Genomic DNA, 14,579 nt, shown 5'->3' on the forward strand with positions numbered 1-14,579 from the left:
GAGCGGCCATGGGCATTTCAGCGCAAGGAAACCTGTTTGCGGCAGTAGAACCGCCGTTGCCGGAGGGTTTCCGCTACCAAGCCGATATCGTTCCGGAGTCCATCCAGTTGGATCTGCTTCGCGAGATACCGCAATTGCCGCTGAAGCCGTTCGACTTTCATGGCTTCGAAGGTAGGCGACGCGTCGTCTCCTATGGTTGGAAATACGATTACGAGGCGCAGCGTCCGAGGCGCACTGGCGAAATTCCGTCGTTCCTTCTGCCCATGCGTAGCATCGCGGCTGAGTTTGCGGGAATAGCGCCTGATGATCTGCAGCAAGCCCTCGTCACTGAATACGCGCCGGGTGCGCCGATCGGCTGGCATAGGGACAAGAAGGTGTTCGGGCGGGTTGTCGGCATTTCCCTGCTATCGCCTTGTACGTTCAGGCTGAGGCGCCGTGCCGGGGATAAATGGCAGCGCGCCACGCTAATCTGCGAACCCGGTTCCGCTTACGTGCTGTCAGGTCCTGCGCGAAGCGAATGGGAGCATTCCATCCCGCCGGTTGATCGGCTTCGCTATTCGATTACCTTCCGGGAAATCGGTTAGCGCGATGTCGAGCCGCAGTGAGTTGCGGCTGGAAGCGAGCCACTGGACAAGATGGGCCGGCATAGCCGGCCCATCCGCAATCAATCATGGGCGATCGCTGTGGGGGCAGCAGCCGGCGCTTCCTGCCGCCCAAGCCGGTCGGCGACCAGCATCGACAACATCATTTCGACAAGACCGTTGGCGGCACCCTTTTCCCCAGCGCCACCGCCGACCTGGATCTGCGGCACGAGAGGCAGCCTGCCGTTCTCGATCGCTTCAGCGAAGCGCATCAGAACCTGCGAATTCAGCTGATAATCCGGCCCGCCGAAGGCTGCGACCTTCTTTTCGGTGGCTTCTGCTTCCGCCAGACCGACGGCGCGCACCTTTTCGGCATCGGCAAGGCCTGTGGCCTTAATGCGCTCGGCATCGGCAAGCGCAATCGCCTTGATACGGTCGGCCTCGCCGAGGCCCGCAAGGCGTACCTTCTCGGCCTCAGCCTTGGCAGTGACCTGGATGGTTTCCGCCTGCTGGCGGGTGCGGGCCAGCTGCGCCTTACCTTCGTTCTCGCTGATCTCGATGGTCAATGCAGAAGTGGTGATCTTGGCCTGTTGTTCGGCAAGCGCTTCCTTCTCGCGCAATGTGCGCTCCTGGACGGCCGCAACTTCCTGCAGCTTATAGGTCTCGACCTTTTCGACGGCGATCTGGCGTTCGCGCAGCTGGATCAGGATCTGCTCTATGCTGTTCTGGCCGTTGCTGGCGCGCGGGGTGCCGATCAGAACTTCCTGCAGTTCGAGACTGTAAGAGGCGAACTTCTCGCGCATTTCCTCGCCGGATTTGCGCTGGATTTCGCTGCGTTCCTGCAGGAGTTCTATCAAGGTCTTGGTCTGGGCAATATTCTTGAAATAGGCCGAGACCATTGGATCGAGCGTCTGCTCCACCAGGCGCTTGATATCGCCGAAGCGCTGCACGACGAGCGGTGCCTTCATATAGTCGATATGTACGACGACCGAGAGCGGCAGCACGGGTTCGAACGCGTCCTTGGTGATCAGCGATACTTCAGACAGATTCTCATCCAGCCTGTGCTCGCCGAACTGTTCCTTCGTCCATTTGAGTACGAAGTTGGTGGTCGGTACGATGACGATACTACCGGCATAGGTGTTGAACGCATACTTGCCGGGCAGAAGCGGTGCCGACCAGACGCCGCGCGCGCCGGTCTCCACCAGTTCGCCATGGCGATAGGACTTGCCGGAAATGTCTGCGCCGCGGCGGCCGGTATAAGAGACAACAACACCGACCGTGCCGACATCTATAATCGTCTTGTCGACCAGTTCGACGGTCGCAAAAATGCGATTAAGGAAGTAGCTGCCGTCGGCAAGCACCTGCAATTGACGGCCGCGATAGCCGCCGGCATTGAGAAATTTCTCCGGATCCTGGAAATTGTTATGGAAGTTTGCATCCGTCGGATCGTTGGCAACCGTCGGTGCGATGATCTCGCCGTCGGGCAGGGCCGGGCCGTCATGGATGGTCACGATGCCGATCATGTCCTCTGCGTCATGAATGACGACGGGCTCGAAGCCCTCCCGCTCGGTGATCTGCGTCGACATGTCGGCAAACAGTTTCTGTTCCGACGAACTGAGGTTGACGGCATAGATCGATTGTGCGGTCAGCACGATGAACTGCGCAAGATTGATGGCATAGGTGCCTTCGCGCAGGATTTTACGCTGCGGGCCTTTCTGTCCGCCTTTGAGGAGAAAGTCGTGCACGTCCTGGAAGTCATCGGCTTCCATGTTCGAGGCAAGCGTCTGGGTGGGCGGCAGCGGCTTGCCGTCACGGGCAAAGACGTAACCGATCTGACCCTGTGGAATGGTCACGAGATTGGCGCGATGCAGGGAATACTGAAACGGCATGAAAAAATGCAGGCCGCCGCGCACGACCTCAGGCTGGAAACCGGCCTCGCCGTTCAGCGCAATGAAACCGTTCTTCACGGAACCGCGAAAGCTCCACAGCTTTTCGAGGATGCCGAGCCTGTCGTTGGGAATATAGCGGATCACGCCGCTCCATCGGAAAACTATCGCGAGCACGATTGCGGCACCGGCGATCTCGATCGCCAGCCATTCCATCGGACTGAGATTGGTGAGGGCTTCCATCTCTTCTCTCCTGTGGGCGCACGGGTTCATCCACCCGACAGCCGCCCGGTTGGTATTGGTTGATAAGACGGGGAGATTGCGCGCCTAAGCACTCGACGCACCAGGGGCGTGTCGAAAGTTTGGGCTGCTCATTGTCTGGAAAAATGACCGCGCGTCTCCAGTCCCCACTGGGGAACTGCGTGGTCGTGAGTAATCTCACATCGGTGTTGCCTTGATAGACATAACGGTAGACCACGTAGGGATTACGCCTATAGGTTTAAAGATGCTTGGTGCGGAAATCGCATAAGTACTTCCAATGATTCGGCGATTTCGAGCAACCAATCGATCGCAGGCGGGGCCAAAGCAAATTGAAGGGCAAGCCGATTCCGTCCAGCTGGCTCGCCCCTTTTCTCGCAGCGATTCTGCGGTAAGTATTGTGCGGCTGAATTAGCAGGAGCCGACATGGACGAAATAATCGAACAGCTTCTGCACCTTTGTGCGACCAGTTCGACGCTTATGGCGGTTTATGACGCCGAGGATCGGTTGCGATATGCGAACCCTGCCTTTCGATCAGCCTATTTTATCGATCCCGATGAAGCACCGCTATGGCCGGATCTGATGCGGCGCAACTTCACACTTGGGCGCGGTACGGTCATTCGCACAGTCGACTTCGACGGATGGCTACGGTCGACGCAGTCACGTCGCGGGAAGATCGGCTATCGAGCCTTCGAGACAGATTTGGTAGACGGTCGCTGGCTTTGGATGACCGAAACCATGCAGAAGAATGGCTGGATGCTGTGCATTGCGAGCGATATAACAACATTGCGTGCGGAAGGCCGAAGCGTCCGGCAAGATCGCGACCAGGCCATCAAGGCTTCTCAAACCGACGAGCTCACAGGGATCGCCAATCGCCGTTTCGTCATGGCGCGAATAGACGATATGCTGGCCGGCGCCAGGAGTGGCGATATCGGATGCCTTGCCGTATTCGATATCGACAATTTCAAACTGATCAACGATAAGCACGGTCACGACGCCGGAGATCTCGTCCTGCGGGATTTTGCACATAGGCTCCATCAATATGTGCGGCGTACCGACTGTTTCGGGCGCGTCGGCGGCGAGGAGTTCGTTCTCGTCATGCCGGGAACAACGCAGCAAGATGCAATCGAACTTATTGAACGGATGTTGACGACGATCCGGTTTTCCCGACCGCTCACAGCCTCGCCGGATTTCGGTTACACTTGCTCGGCCGGCATTGCTGCCTGCCTGGAAACCGACAGTGCGCCAGATTTGTACCGGCGCGCCGATCAGGCTCTCTACGCTGCCAAGCTCAGCGGCCGCGACCGGGTTCGCGCTGCCTGAAGTATCGTTCCACCTTGCACATCGTTCTGCGGTTCAACATGGCGCACCTGTCAGTATCCCTTTACTTTCGCGATAAGCAGTTGAGATAACGGCCGGAACTGGTTATCTGCCGGGCTGTCCAATTCGCGAACAGTAAGGCTATAGCCGTATGGCTCCAAATTTCCTCGTCACGCATTCCGGCGGCTTTCACGCCGACGAAGTGTTGTCCAGCGTCATTCTCACGCAGATTTTCCCTGAAGCACGGCTTGTTCGCAGCAGGGCGCCGGAATGGATCACCCCCGGCGCCGATCGCATCGTCTATGATGTCGGCGGCGCCTATGATGCCGCTGCCGGGATTTTCGACCATCATCAGCGCGGCGCCCCGCAGCGCAACGATGGCCAGCCCTTCAGCTCGTTCGGCTTGATCTGGAAACATTTCGGTCGTGACTATATGGCCGCGCTCTCTGTTCCGGGCGCCTTCGTCGAGACGGTGCATGCCGCCTTCGATGCAAGCTTCGTGTTGCCGATCGACCTGGTCGACAATGGCGCACTCAGCCCGGATAGCGCCGGTCTGCTGGCGGGATTGACCCTGCCGTCCCTGCTCGAAACATTGAAACCTGTCTTCGACGATCCGGATCCGGAGGCGACCGATCGAGCCTTCCATGCTGCGGTTGCGATCGCCCGCAGTTTTGTCGAAGCAAAGATTGCCGGGATCCACGCGAAACTACGCGCTGAAACCCTGGTTCTGAAGGCGATTGCGTCCGCCGGGGAGGGCCGTGTTCTCGAGCTGCCGATGGGCATGCCGTTTCGTCCGGCCATCATGAAGGCAGGTGCCGATCACCTTCTGTTTGTGGTTCATCCTCGCGAGGCCGATTGGTGCCTGACGGGAATTCGCCGCGCGGAGGAAGGGTTCGAGCTGCGCGCCGACCTGCCGGCGGCTTGGGCGGGGTTGAGCGGGCGCGATTTGGAAGTGGCGACGGGGGTCGAGGGAGCCAGCTTCTGCCATAACGGCCGTTTTATTGCCGCCGCCAAAACGCGAGAAGCTATACTTGCTCTCGCTAGGTTGGCGGTAGAGGACGTGGAAAAAAGAGCCGATCGAGTCTCGAACTAAGGCTGAACTCGCCATCGGCACATGCCGCAAACGTCGGGAAGAACAAGCGGCTGGTTTCAGCCATGTGCCGGGCCGCTTGCATGCCGAATTGGATCAGCCTCCAGATCTGACGTCGCCAACCACGGCCTGCCACCCGCGAGCGACAGCTCCAGCGCAAGCATCCTCGATGCGATCGAGCATGGCATGGAGCATCTCGCGCTCGTGTTCAGACAGGCTTTCGAGAATGCGTGCCTCCATCGCCTGACCGATCGACACGATCTCGTCGAGCACCTTGTAGCCCTCGGATGTGAGTTCGACGGCCGAAAACCGCCGGTCGCCCGCGCCGGCGTTGCGCCGGGCAAAGCCCAGCGAAACCAGTTGCGCGATACCGCGGCTGACGGCAAATTGATCGAGCGCGCCTGCGTGGCAGATTTCCTTGCTCGAAAGCCCGGGACGGCCACCGGCGATGGCGAGAATTCGCCACGAGGCTTGCGACAGACCGTATCTTGGTCCGTAATAGGAGGCGAGCAGCTCAGCGGTGCTGCTTGCGACCAGAAACATTCGATAGGGTATCCAGCGATCGAGCCGGAAGGCCGGCTTTAATGCCGTCCCATCCTCGCGTTCCTCCGCCAGCCCATTGTCAGCTTGATCGTTTTTTAATTGCATATTGCAGATATATTCCAGCGCAATTGTGAAAACAAGCCGCCACGCCGGGCGACAATCAAGCGAGCAGCAACCTGTCCTCGGCGATCTCGCCGCCGCTTACTGCCCCGAACAGGGCGATCAGGTCGGGAACGTCGTAACCTGCCCGTTCATCGCCTGCAACATCAAGCACGATGCGCCCGCCACTCATCATGATGGTGCGCTGGCCATAGTCGAGAGCATGGCGCATGCTGTGCGTGACCATCAGCGTGGTGAGATGCTGACGCTCGCTGATCTCCGCCGAAAGTGCCAGGATGCGCGCTGCCGCCTTGGGGTCAAGCGCGGCTGTATGTTCGTCGAGAAGAAGTATCTTCATTGGCAGCAACGTTGCCATCAACAGGCTTACCGCCTGCCGCTGACCGCCGGAAAGTGTGCCAATTCGCGCTCTAAGCTTCGTTTCAAGTCCGAGCCCGAGGCCGGCGAGCTGTTCCTCAAATCGCGAGCGGCCACGTCTCCCGCCAAGCGCAAGGGATAGTCCTCGTCGCCCGGCGCGTGCGGAGGCGAGCGCAAGATTTTCCTCGACGGTCAGAGCCTCACAGGTTCCGATCCGTGGGTCCTGAAATACGCGGCCGATGAATCGCGCCCGCGCCTGGGCAGACAGTCGCGTGACGTCTACGCCATCAATCACGATCCGGCCCTTGTCGGGCGAAATTGCGCCGGCAATGGCCGAAAGCAGCGTGGATTTTCCCGCGCCATTGCTGCCGATCACGGTTACGAACTGGCCATGGGGAATGGCCAGTGAAGCGCCACGCAGCGCCGCTACTTCGAGAGCAGTGCCGGGATTGAACGTGACCGAGATCGTATCGAGTTTCAGCATCATGAGGCTGCTCCTTCTGCTTTCGACGGCTCCGACAGCCGGGTACGCCTGATGGCGGGCAGCTTCTTCAGCCGCGTTTTTGAAATCATCACGGCAACGGCGACCACCAGTGCGGTTACCAGATTGAGATCCTGCGCCTGGATCCCGATCACGCCCCCATCGAGTGCCAGGGCGATGACCAGCCGGTAGATCAATGCGCCGAGGATGCAGCCGAGAGTGGCGCGTGCAACCGACCCGGTGCCGACGATTGTCTCGCCGATAATGACGGCGGCAAGACCGGTGACGATGGTGCCGATACCCATGGAGACATCGGCAACACCCTGGCTTTCGGCATACAGCGCTCCGGCAAGGCCAACGAAGCCGTTGGCGAGAGCCATGCCAAGCATGACCATGCGGCCGTTGTCGACGGCCTGCGCTTCGGCCATCTTCGGATTGGCGCCGGTTGCACGCAAGGCAAGTCCCATGTGCGTCGCGAGGAACCAGTCAACCAGAACCTTTGCGGTCACCACGATGCAGAGGAGCAATATTGTATTGCCCCAGACACCGAGTGCGGCAATCGTGCCGATCCAGGAAAATATGGTGTCGGTGCCGTAGAGCGATATATTCGGTTTGCCCATGATGCGCAGGTTGATCGAAAACAGCGCAACCATGGTCAGGATACCCGCCAGCAGGTTCATGATTTTCAATCGAACCGACAGAAATGCCGTTACGAAGCCGGCGACCGCGCCCGCCGCAAAGCCGAGGAGTGTTGCGACGATGGGCGGCACGCCGGCCATAATCGCGGATGCTGCGACTGCAGCGCCCAGCGGAAAGCTGCCATCGACAGTCAGATCCGGAAAATCGAGCACCCGAAACGAAAGATAGACGCCAAGGGCAACGAGGGCAAACAGCAGGCCTGCCTCGCAGGCGCCGGAAAGGGCAATCAGGCTCATTGTGCGATCACCTTTGCTGCGCTTTGCGTCGTGGCCTCGGACAGAGTAACGCCCATCTTCTTGGCCGAGACGAGATTGAGATAGAGATCCTCGCTGTCCAGAGTTCCAACCGGGATGTCGGCGGGCTTCGCACCGTTCAGAACTTTGGCGGCGATCTCGCCCGTCAGCCGTCCGAGCTTATAGTAATTGAAGCCAAGCGCAGCCATTGCGCCGCGTTCGACGGAGTTGGTGTCACTGGCATAGACGGGGATCTTTGCATCGACGCCGACCTTGACCACGCTTTCAACCGCCGAAACCACCGTGCTGTCGGTCGGGAGCAGGATGACGTCGGCCTTGCCCACCAGGCTGCGGGCAGCATCCGGCACGGCGGCCGACTGCGCTGCCGTCGCCTCGACGATACTCATGCCGAATTTCGCCGCCGCCGCCTTCATGTCCGCCACCTGTGCGACTGAGTTGGCTTCGCCGGCATTATAGAGAACGCCGACCTTCGTTGCCGTTGGCGTCAGTTTGTGGATCAGTTCAAAGGTCAGATTTAGGGGTTGCTTGTCGCTGGTGCCGGTGAGCGTACCGTCTGGTTGCGTGAAGCTTTTGACCAATTTTGCCGCAACGGGATCTGTTACCGCAGAAAACACGATCGGGATTGCCCCTTTCGCTGCCGCCTGACAGGCCTGAGCCGACGGCGTCGAGATGGCAACGATCAGGTCCGGTGCCTTGCCGGCAAAAGTTTTGGCGATCTGCGTTTGCGTCGGCATGCTCCCTTGAGCGCTGGCGACATCGAGCGTGATGGTTTTGCCGTCAACGAAGCCGGCATCCGCCAGCGCATCGACGATCCCTTTGCGGGCCGCATCGATGGCCGGATGTTCGACGATATAGGTCAGGGCAACCGTCTTGTCGGCCGCAAATGCGGTCGCTGTGGGCAGCGGCATCAGCAATGCTGAGAGGGCGAGGGCGTGAAACAGAGCAGTTCTACGGCGCATGGGAATGATCTCCTCGGAAGGGTTTTCGGAAAATTCGTTCAAGCGGCTGCGAAGGTTTGCGGGCGGGATGAGGTAGGCCCACCAGGTGTCGCCACCCTTTCGGCCCGGATCAGAGGCGGCGGCAGCCGGAGCTTTGCAGGGCCGATATCGGCGATGGTCGGTGAACCCGTCATCGCCTGGGCAACATCGAGTTCTGCAGCGAGGATGCTCAAAGCGCGGGAGACCGCTTCCTCTCCACCGCTCGCAAGCGCGTAGAGGGTTGCACGGCCGAGCTGCACAGCCGTGGCGCCGAGGGCAAGGGCCTTGATGACGTCGGTGCCGCTGCGAAATCCGCTATCGACGAGAATGGCCAGCCGACCGGCCACCGCGGCAGCGAATTCCGGCAGCATATCGATACTTGCAACGGCTCCATCGAGCTGCCGGCCGCCATGATTGCTGACCACGATACCGTCCAGTCCCAATTCGGCTGCCCTTGCCCCCTGCACTGGATCGGGTAACCCCTTAAGGATCAAAGGGCCTTTCCAGCGATCGCGTATGAAGGCGATATCGTCCCAGGATACGGTCGGATCGAGCTGCTGTTCCATCACCTCGGCGATGGTGGCGGCGGACCTGAGGTCGAACTCGGCCGCCATGACCTCCAGCCTCGGTGCACCGGCACGCGCCATCCGCAATGCCCAGCCGGGATGGGTGGCAAGGCTCAGGAGCTTCTTTGGCGTCCAGCGGAACGGCAGTGAAAAGCCATTGCGGGCATCGCGCAGCCGCCTGCCGGGAATGGCGTTGTCGACGGTGATCTCGATTGCTTCGAAGCCCAAGGCCTGGGCGTGCTGCAACAGTCTAAGGCTCACCTCGCGGTCCCGGAACAGGTAGAGCTGAAACCACTTCCTGCCCTCACCGGCGGCTGCCACGGCTTCCATGGACGCGCTGGCCGCCGAACTCATGACAAAGGGGATTCCTGCTTGTGCGGCTGCCCGGGCCAATGCCTGGTCGCCCGCGGGCCATGCAGCACCCGCCAGCCCGGTCGGTCCGATGATGATCGGCATTGAGAGCGGTTTGCCGAAGAGCGAGATGGCCGCCGAGCGGTGGCCAACATCGACCGGCGCAGAGCCGACGAGACGGATCCGATCCAGTGCAGCCCTGTTTTCGCGCAATGTGAGTTCCGAGCCGGCGCCGCCGTCGAAAAAATCAAAGACCATTTTCGGCAATGCGCGTTGCGCGGCGATTCTGAAGTCGGCAATGGAGGCCGGACCATGCTGGCTGGACATGAATATTCTATTCCCTCCCTGGTTTATGGATCTTGCTCAATTGAACGGCGGTGCCTCGGCGAGATTGAAAATCTTGCCTGGATTCATGATGTTGTGAGGGTCGACGGCACGTTTGATCGCGGCCATCACTCGAATGGCGGGACCATGCTCTGCGACGAGCGCGGCCATCTTGCCGTGGCCGATCCCATGCTCGCCGGTCGATGTCCCCTGCAGCGCGATTGCGCGGGCCGCAAGACGTTTGGTCAGGGTTTCGACGCGCTGACGCTCATCGGGATCGGCGGGATCGAATAGGACGCAAAGATGGAAATTTCCGTCCCCCACATGGCCGCAGATCGGTGCGAGAAGACCAAGGTCTCGCACATCGGCCTTGGCAGCAAGAATTGCCTCGACCAGCCGGGATACCGGCACGCAGCTATCTGTCGGCAGGGCGCTTGCGCCCGGGCGCAGCGCAAGGTTGGCCCACCAAATATCATGACGTGCCTGCCAGAGCCTGCCTCGGGCCTCCGCCGATACGGCCGTGTCAAATCGACTGGCGCCAGCGGCATGTGCCTCCGCTTCTATGAACGGCAACGCGGCCTCGACCGCTGCGCGACTACCGTGCAGTTCGATAAAAAGCGTCGGCTCGACCGGCAAGGAGAGTTTTGAATAGCTGTTGACGGCCTCGACCTGCAGTTCATCGAGCAGTTCGATGCGTGCCAATGTATCCGTGAGCCTGGTTGCAACAAGCACGAAGCCCACCGCTTGTTCCAGCGTGGAGAAACTCGCCGAAATCGCAACGACGTGGTCCGGAATTGGATGCAATTTGACAGTCACGTCGGTCACGATGCCGAGCGTGCCTTCCGATCCCACCCAGAGACGTGTCAGATCATAGCCCGCAGCCGATTTGCGGGCATGGCTTGCGGTGCGGATCCGATCGCCATTGGGCAGAACGACACCGAGTGAAACGACATTGTCCTTCATCGTGCCATACCGCATGGCATTCGTACCGGAGGCGCGCGTCGAAGCCATTCCGCCAAGTGAGGCATCCGCGCCGGGATCGACGGGAAAGAACAGTCCGGTATCGCGCAGTTCGGCGTTCAGGCGCTTGCGGGTGACGCCTGCCTCGACCGTCGCCGTCATATCGTCCGGTTGAATCGTCAAAATTCGATCCAGCCGCGAGAGATCGATGCATATTCCACCCATAAGGGCGGCAACATGACCCTCACAGGAGGTGCCGGTTCCAAACGGGATTACCGGCACATCGAAGGCGTGGCAGGTCGCGACGATGCGTGATACCTCATCCGCCGTATCCGGGAAGACGACCGCATCCGGCGGATAGGAGGGATGCCAGCTCATATCATGGCCATGCTGATCACGCACGGCCGTCGCCGTTGTCAGCCGCTCGCCAAAATGCAGCTTCAATTTCGCGATTGCCGCATCGACAAGATCGCCATGGCGTCCGTAGTGGTTTACCGCAGACGTCATCGCTCGGCCTCCTGCTGGCCATCAGACCATCGAAAGGCGGCTGGAGGCTTGGTCCCCCATGACGAGAGATTTTCCTCACTGCGGTTGCGCAGGTGGCGGCTTGCCATCGGGAATGTCCCAAGCACGACCAGCTCGCGAGCATGATGGGCGAGAATATCGAGCGCATCGGCCACCTCCGGCGTGGCTGGATCGCCCTCGAACTCGCAAAGGAAGCGGGATGGCACGAACTGTCCGCCGACAAGGTAGCTTTCGATCTTGGTCATGTTGATGCCGTTTTCGGCAAATCCGGCAATGGCATGGTAGAGGCAGCCCGGCCGGTTCTGGGTGCGGAAGACGATCGTCGTCAGAAGCTGTGTTTTTTGCTCGACCGCTTGAGGTTCGGCAGACAGCACGTAGAACCGTGTCGTGTTATGCGGATCGTCTTCGACATTGCGTTTGAGGATATCCAATCCATAAAGGTCGGCTGCGACATCCGAGGCAATCGCGGCCTCGCTCGGATCCTTGCAAGATGCCACCAGCTCGGCGGCGTGCGATGTCGTCGGAGCGGCAATGGCCTCCAGATCGAGCGCCGCAATCAGCCGGCTGACCTGACCAAGTGCGACGGGGTGCGAACGCACGCGCCTGATGCTTGCAAGCGATGCGCCTGGCGGCGCCATGAGGCAATGTTCGACGCGTTGAAAATGCTCACCGACGATGTGCAAACCACTGTCGGGCACGATTCTGTGCACATCCGGCACCCGCCCGACCAAGCTGTTTTCGCATGGCAGGAGGATCCGGTCGACTTCACCGCGGACGGTGCTGGCAATCGTGGTCTCCAGGCTCGGCAGGGCGATGCGGTCGGCGGATGGGAACGCCATCCTGCAGGCAACATCCGCAAATGCACCGGGCCGACCATTATAGCCGACCTTATGGACCGCAAGCTCCGAGCCAAGTTTCGTGGCAACCGGAGGCAATGTACTTGTATGCGGATCGAAAGGGATCGCGGGGCGAGGGGCCGTGGATCCACGGTTTGCGGCGGTCGATGTCATAGGCGAACTCCGAAGGAAATTTGCGCATGCCAGGTCACGCCGCGGGCAGGATTGTCCCGTCCCGCGTCGAGCGCCTGTGATCGCTCATCCATGATTAATTTGCGGTCGGCAGCCTTGTCGTTTCCATCACTGTCATCGGCCACAGCAGGGCGATGCCGTTGCCGTCGGAAACGATGTCAAGATGGCGTTCTGCTGCAACAAGGCAGTCGTCGTCGGTGAAGATCTCGGTTGCCGAGAACAGCAATCGCAGAAAATGTCCGAGATCTGCCTTGGTGTCGAAGCGCCAGCGGGTGGTGACATCGGTAAATTGAGGCTTGTCCCATCCGGTCAGAGCGCACAGGCTGGTGGCAAATTCCCGCGAGAGGAAAGAGACCTCGTGGCCGGTACAGCAACTCAGGGCGATAAAATCGTCGAAATAGGCGGCAAGCCGCGTTCCGGCGAAGATGTCGGCAACTACCAGCTTGCCGCCGGGGCGCATATGGGCTGCGATAGCCGTCCAAGCCGCTGTCTTGTCGGAAATATGGTGGACAGCGCCGCGCGACCAGGCCATGTCAAAATCGCGGATCGGCAGGTCGAGCATGTGCGCTGCCTGACCGAAGATCCTGATCCGGCCGCCACTTTCGATTTCGAGATCCTCAAGTTGTTCGGTGGACGGATCGGTTGCGACCAGTAAGCCTGTAGGGCCTACATCTTCGGCAATCGCTCGGCTGAAATGACCGTTGCCGGCGCCGATTTCCAAGACGCGTCGGCCGTCGACCGGCTGCAGGAAGCGGCGCATGGCGGCAATATCGTCAAGCCAGGCATCGGGAAAGAGGTGGAGTGCATCGCGGTAGGTCGCCGAGCGGCGGCCTGAAAAGACGACCTCAGATTCAATCGGTGTCGAGGACATATACATGAACATATGCCTTCCAAAATTGTTGCGGTTCGGACATCTCCCTAGATTCTAGTTATGCGGGTAATCGCGATGCGATTTACCTCTTATGATTAAAGCTACAACATAGATTTGATAGGAAATCAATTGCTATTTGCAAGTAATTTAGACATGCATAAGCTTTGTGCAATCGATCTATTTGGAGGCAGTTTTGCCCGAGACAATTGCTGCCTGAAGAGGATATTCTCCCTGATTGGAATAGCCCTATCCCGGATTTCGCAGGGGCCGCCAAGCTATAGCCGGTCATGATCCCAATGCTTGCCAACGCACAGCCGGGTATGATCCTGATCTCAAATGATTGTTAACGGTCCGGTTTCAGGCATTAAGGATCAGGATATTGCCCAGAATGATCGTTGCGCCACCGAGGGCGAGACGTGTATCGACGTGCAGCCCTTCGAATATGACGGAAATTGTCATAGCAACAATGGGAACAACGGTTAGCGCATAAGCCGCGCGGGCTGGGCCGACCTTTTCAATCAGCGTGAAATACATGAGAAAGGTGACGCAGGAGGCGACAATTGCGAGATAGGCAAGCTGTGCCAGATAGCTGGTTGTTACAGGTATTGTCAGGGACGTGCCGACAACCACAGCCCAGGCGAACCCGAAGCCGCATCCGCACAATGCGCCCCAACCCATGAGGACTGGGATGGGCACGCCGCGCCGCTGGTTGCGCGCAGCGATCGCCGTCCCTGCGCCGGTCGCTATCGCGGCAATGGCGGCCCATATGAAGCCTTTCAGGGTTTGCGGGTTGAGATGCAAGGCAAAGATCTGTGGGGCGGCCACGATGCCGAGGCCCAGTAGACCAAAGATTATGCCGATCGCGGCGCGGCGGCTTATTCGTAGATCCAGCAGAAACCGGCTGGCTACCGCGGCGAAAAGCGAGGAACTCGACAGCACCAGAGCTGCGATCCCGCTCGGTATACCTTGTGTCGCCTTGTAAAAGGCGATGAAAGCAAGCCCGAAAAACAATATGCCCTGCATTGCCACCCAAGAGCGGTCGCCGCGCATAATTGTGATCGGTTTGCCGGTTGCGATCGAAAAGCCGAGCATGCCTGACCCAACAAGAAACATGCGAATGGCGACCGATAGCTCAGGTGCGGAAGCACTTGCCTGAAGGGACGTCACAATGGCGCCCGACCCCCAAAAAAGCACAGTCGCAAGAAACAGGGCTGCGGTCATCTCACATCCTTTGTGGCCAGACGGTAATCCAGGCAAGCGGCGAGTTCAGCACAAGGTGCACAGGGCTCGGAGCGTAATGTCAACTATTTACTTGCAAAACGCAATTATTATTAACTTGCGTCCGCGATGTCGCTGCTGCGCCGGTTTCTGCGATGGCGATTGCCGACGGT

Annotated in this window: 13 protein-coding genes; 3 read left to right on the top strand and 10 right to left on the bottom strand. The window is 59.6% G+C overall.

The genetic code is table 11. The features are described 5' to 3' along the window. The first annotated feature begins 8 nt into the window (after positions 1-8). Complete coding sequence (locus tag FHT73_RS11750) at positions 9-584, top strand: alpha-ketoglutarate-dependent dioxygenase AlkB (protein WP_183711733.1); 576 nt, start codon at positions 9-11, stop codon at positions 582-584. 80 nt (positions 585-664) lie between these two features. Here FHT73_RS11750 and FHT73_RS11755 read toward each other — a convergent pair whose 3' ends face one another. After that, a complete protein-coding gene (locus tag FHT73_RS11755; RefSeq protein WP_183711735.1) occupies positions 665-2,710 on the bottom strand; it encodes a flotillin family protein in 2,046 nt (681 codons plus the stop codon). Between the two features lie 441 nt (positions 2,711-3,151). Between FHT73_RS11755 and FHT73_RS11760 the strand changes: the two genes are divergently transcribed. Further along, positions 3,152-4,048, top strand: a complete 897-nt coding sequence (locus FHT73_RS11760) for a GGDEF domain-containing protein (RefSeq protein ID WP_183711737.1) — start codon at positions 3,152-3,154, stop codon at positions 4,046-4,048. 148 nt (positions 4,049-4,196) lie between these two features. Next, positions 4,197-5,138 carry an MYG1 family protein gene (locus FHT73_RS11765; protein WP_183711739.1) on the top strand — a complete coding sequence of 314 codons (942 nt, stop codon included), beginning with the start codon at positions 4,197-4,199 and terminating at the stop codon, positions 5,136-5,138. Positions 5,139-5,231: 93 nt separating this feature from the next. On the opposite strand, the gene FHT73_RS11770 is transcribed toward FHT73_RS11765, so the two are convergent. The 9 genes from FHT73_RS11770 to FHT73_RS11810 all read right to left on the bottom strand — a co-directional run bounded on the left by FHT73_RS11770 (position 5,232) and on the right by FHT73_RS11810 (position 14,409). Beyond that, positions 5,232-5,783 (bottom strand): MarR family transcriptional regulator, encoded by a 552-nt coding sequence (locus tag FHT73_RS11770; RefSeq protein WP_112337722.1) that lies wholly within the window; start codon positions 5,781-5,783, stop codon positions 5,232-5,234. 55 nt (positions 5,784-5,838) lie between these two features. Next, entirely contained in the window at positions 5,839-6,636 is a 798-nt protein-coding gene (locus FHT73_RS11775; RefSeq protein WP_041678435.1) for an ABC transporter ATP-binding protein, read from the bottom strand. Continuing rightward, positions 6,636-7,568, bottom strand: coding sequence for an ABC transporter permease (locus tag FHT73_RS11780; RefSeq protein ID WP_183711741.1), 933 nt, complete (start codon positions 7,566-7,568; stop codon positions 6,636-6,638). Before FHT73_RS11780 ends, FHT73_RS11775 begins: the two co-directional genes overlap by 1 nt. Further along, on the bottom strand, positions 7,565-8,545 hold the full coding sequence (locus FHT73_RS11785; protein WP_162700898.1) for an ABC transporter substrate-binding protein: 981 nt from the start codon (positions 8,543-8,545) through the stop codon (positions 7,565-7,567). Before FHT73_RS11785 ends, FHT73_RS11780 begins: the two co-directional genes overlap by 4 nt. A gap of 38 nt (positions 8,546-8,583) precedes the next feature. Beyond that, complete coding sequence (locus FHT73_RS11790) at positions 8,584-9,807, bottom strand: alpha-hydroxy acid oxidase (RefSeq protein WP_183711743.1); 1,224 nt, start codon at positions 9,805-9,807, stop codon at positions 8,584-8,586. 36 nt (positions 9,808-9,843) lie between these two features. Next, a complete protein-coding gene (locus FHT73_RS11795; RefSeq protein ID WP_183711745.1) occupies positions 9,844-11,271 on the bottom strand; it encodes an FAD-linked oxidase C-terminal domain-containing protein in 1,428 nt (475 codons plus the stop codon). Then, positions 11,268-12,299, bottom strand: a complete 1,032-nt coding sequence (locus FHT73_RS11800; protein ID WP_183711747.1) for a prephenate dehydratase domain-containing protein — start codon at positions 12,297-12,299, stop codon at positions 11,268-11,270. Before FHT73_RS11800 ends, FHT73_RS11795 begins: the two co-directional genes overlap by 4 nt. Before the next feature lie 94 nt (positions 12,300-12,393). Next, positions 12,394-13,194 carry a class I SAM-dependent methyltransferase gene (locus FHT73_RS11805; protein ID WP_246712080.1) on the bottom strand — a complete coding sequence of 267 codons (801 nt, stop codon included), beginning with the start codon at positions 13,192-13,194 and terminating at the stop codon, positions 12,394-12,396. Positions 13,195-13,545: 351 nt separating this feature from the next. Further along, entirely contained in the window at positions 13,546-14,409 is an 864-nt protein-coding gene (locus FHT73_RS11810; protein WP_183711751.1) for a DMT family transporter, read from the bottom strand. Between the last annotated feature and the right edge of the window lie 170 nt (positions 14,410-14,579).

This window comes from Rhizobium sp. BK098 (assembly GCF_014193155.1).
GTDB lineage: Bacteria > Pseudomonadota > Alphaproteobacteria > Rhizobiales > Rhizobiaceae > Rhizobium.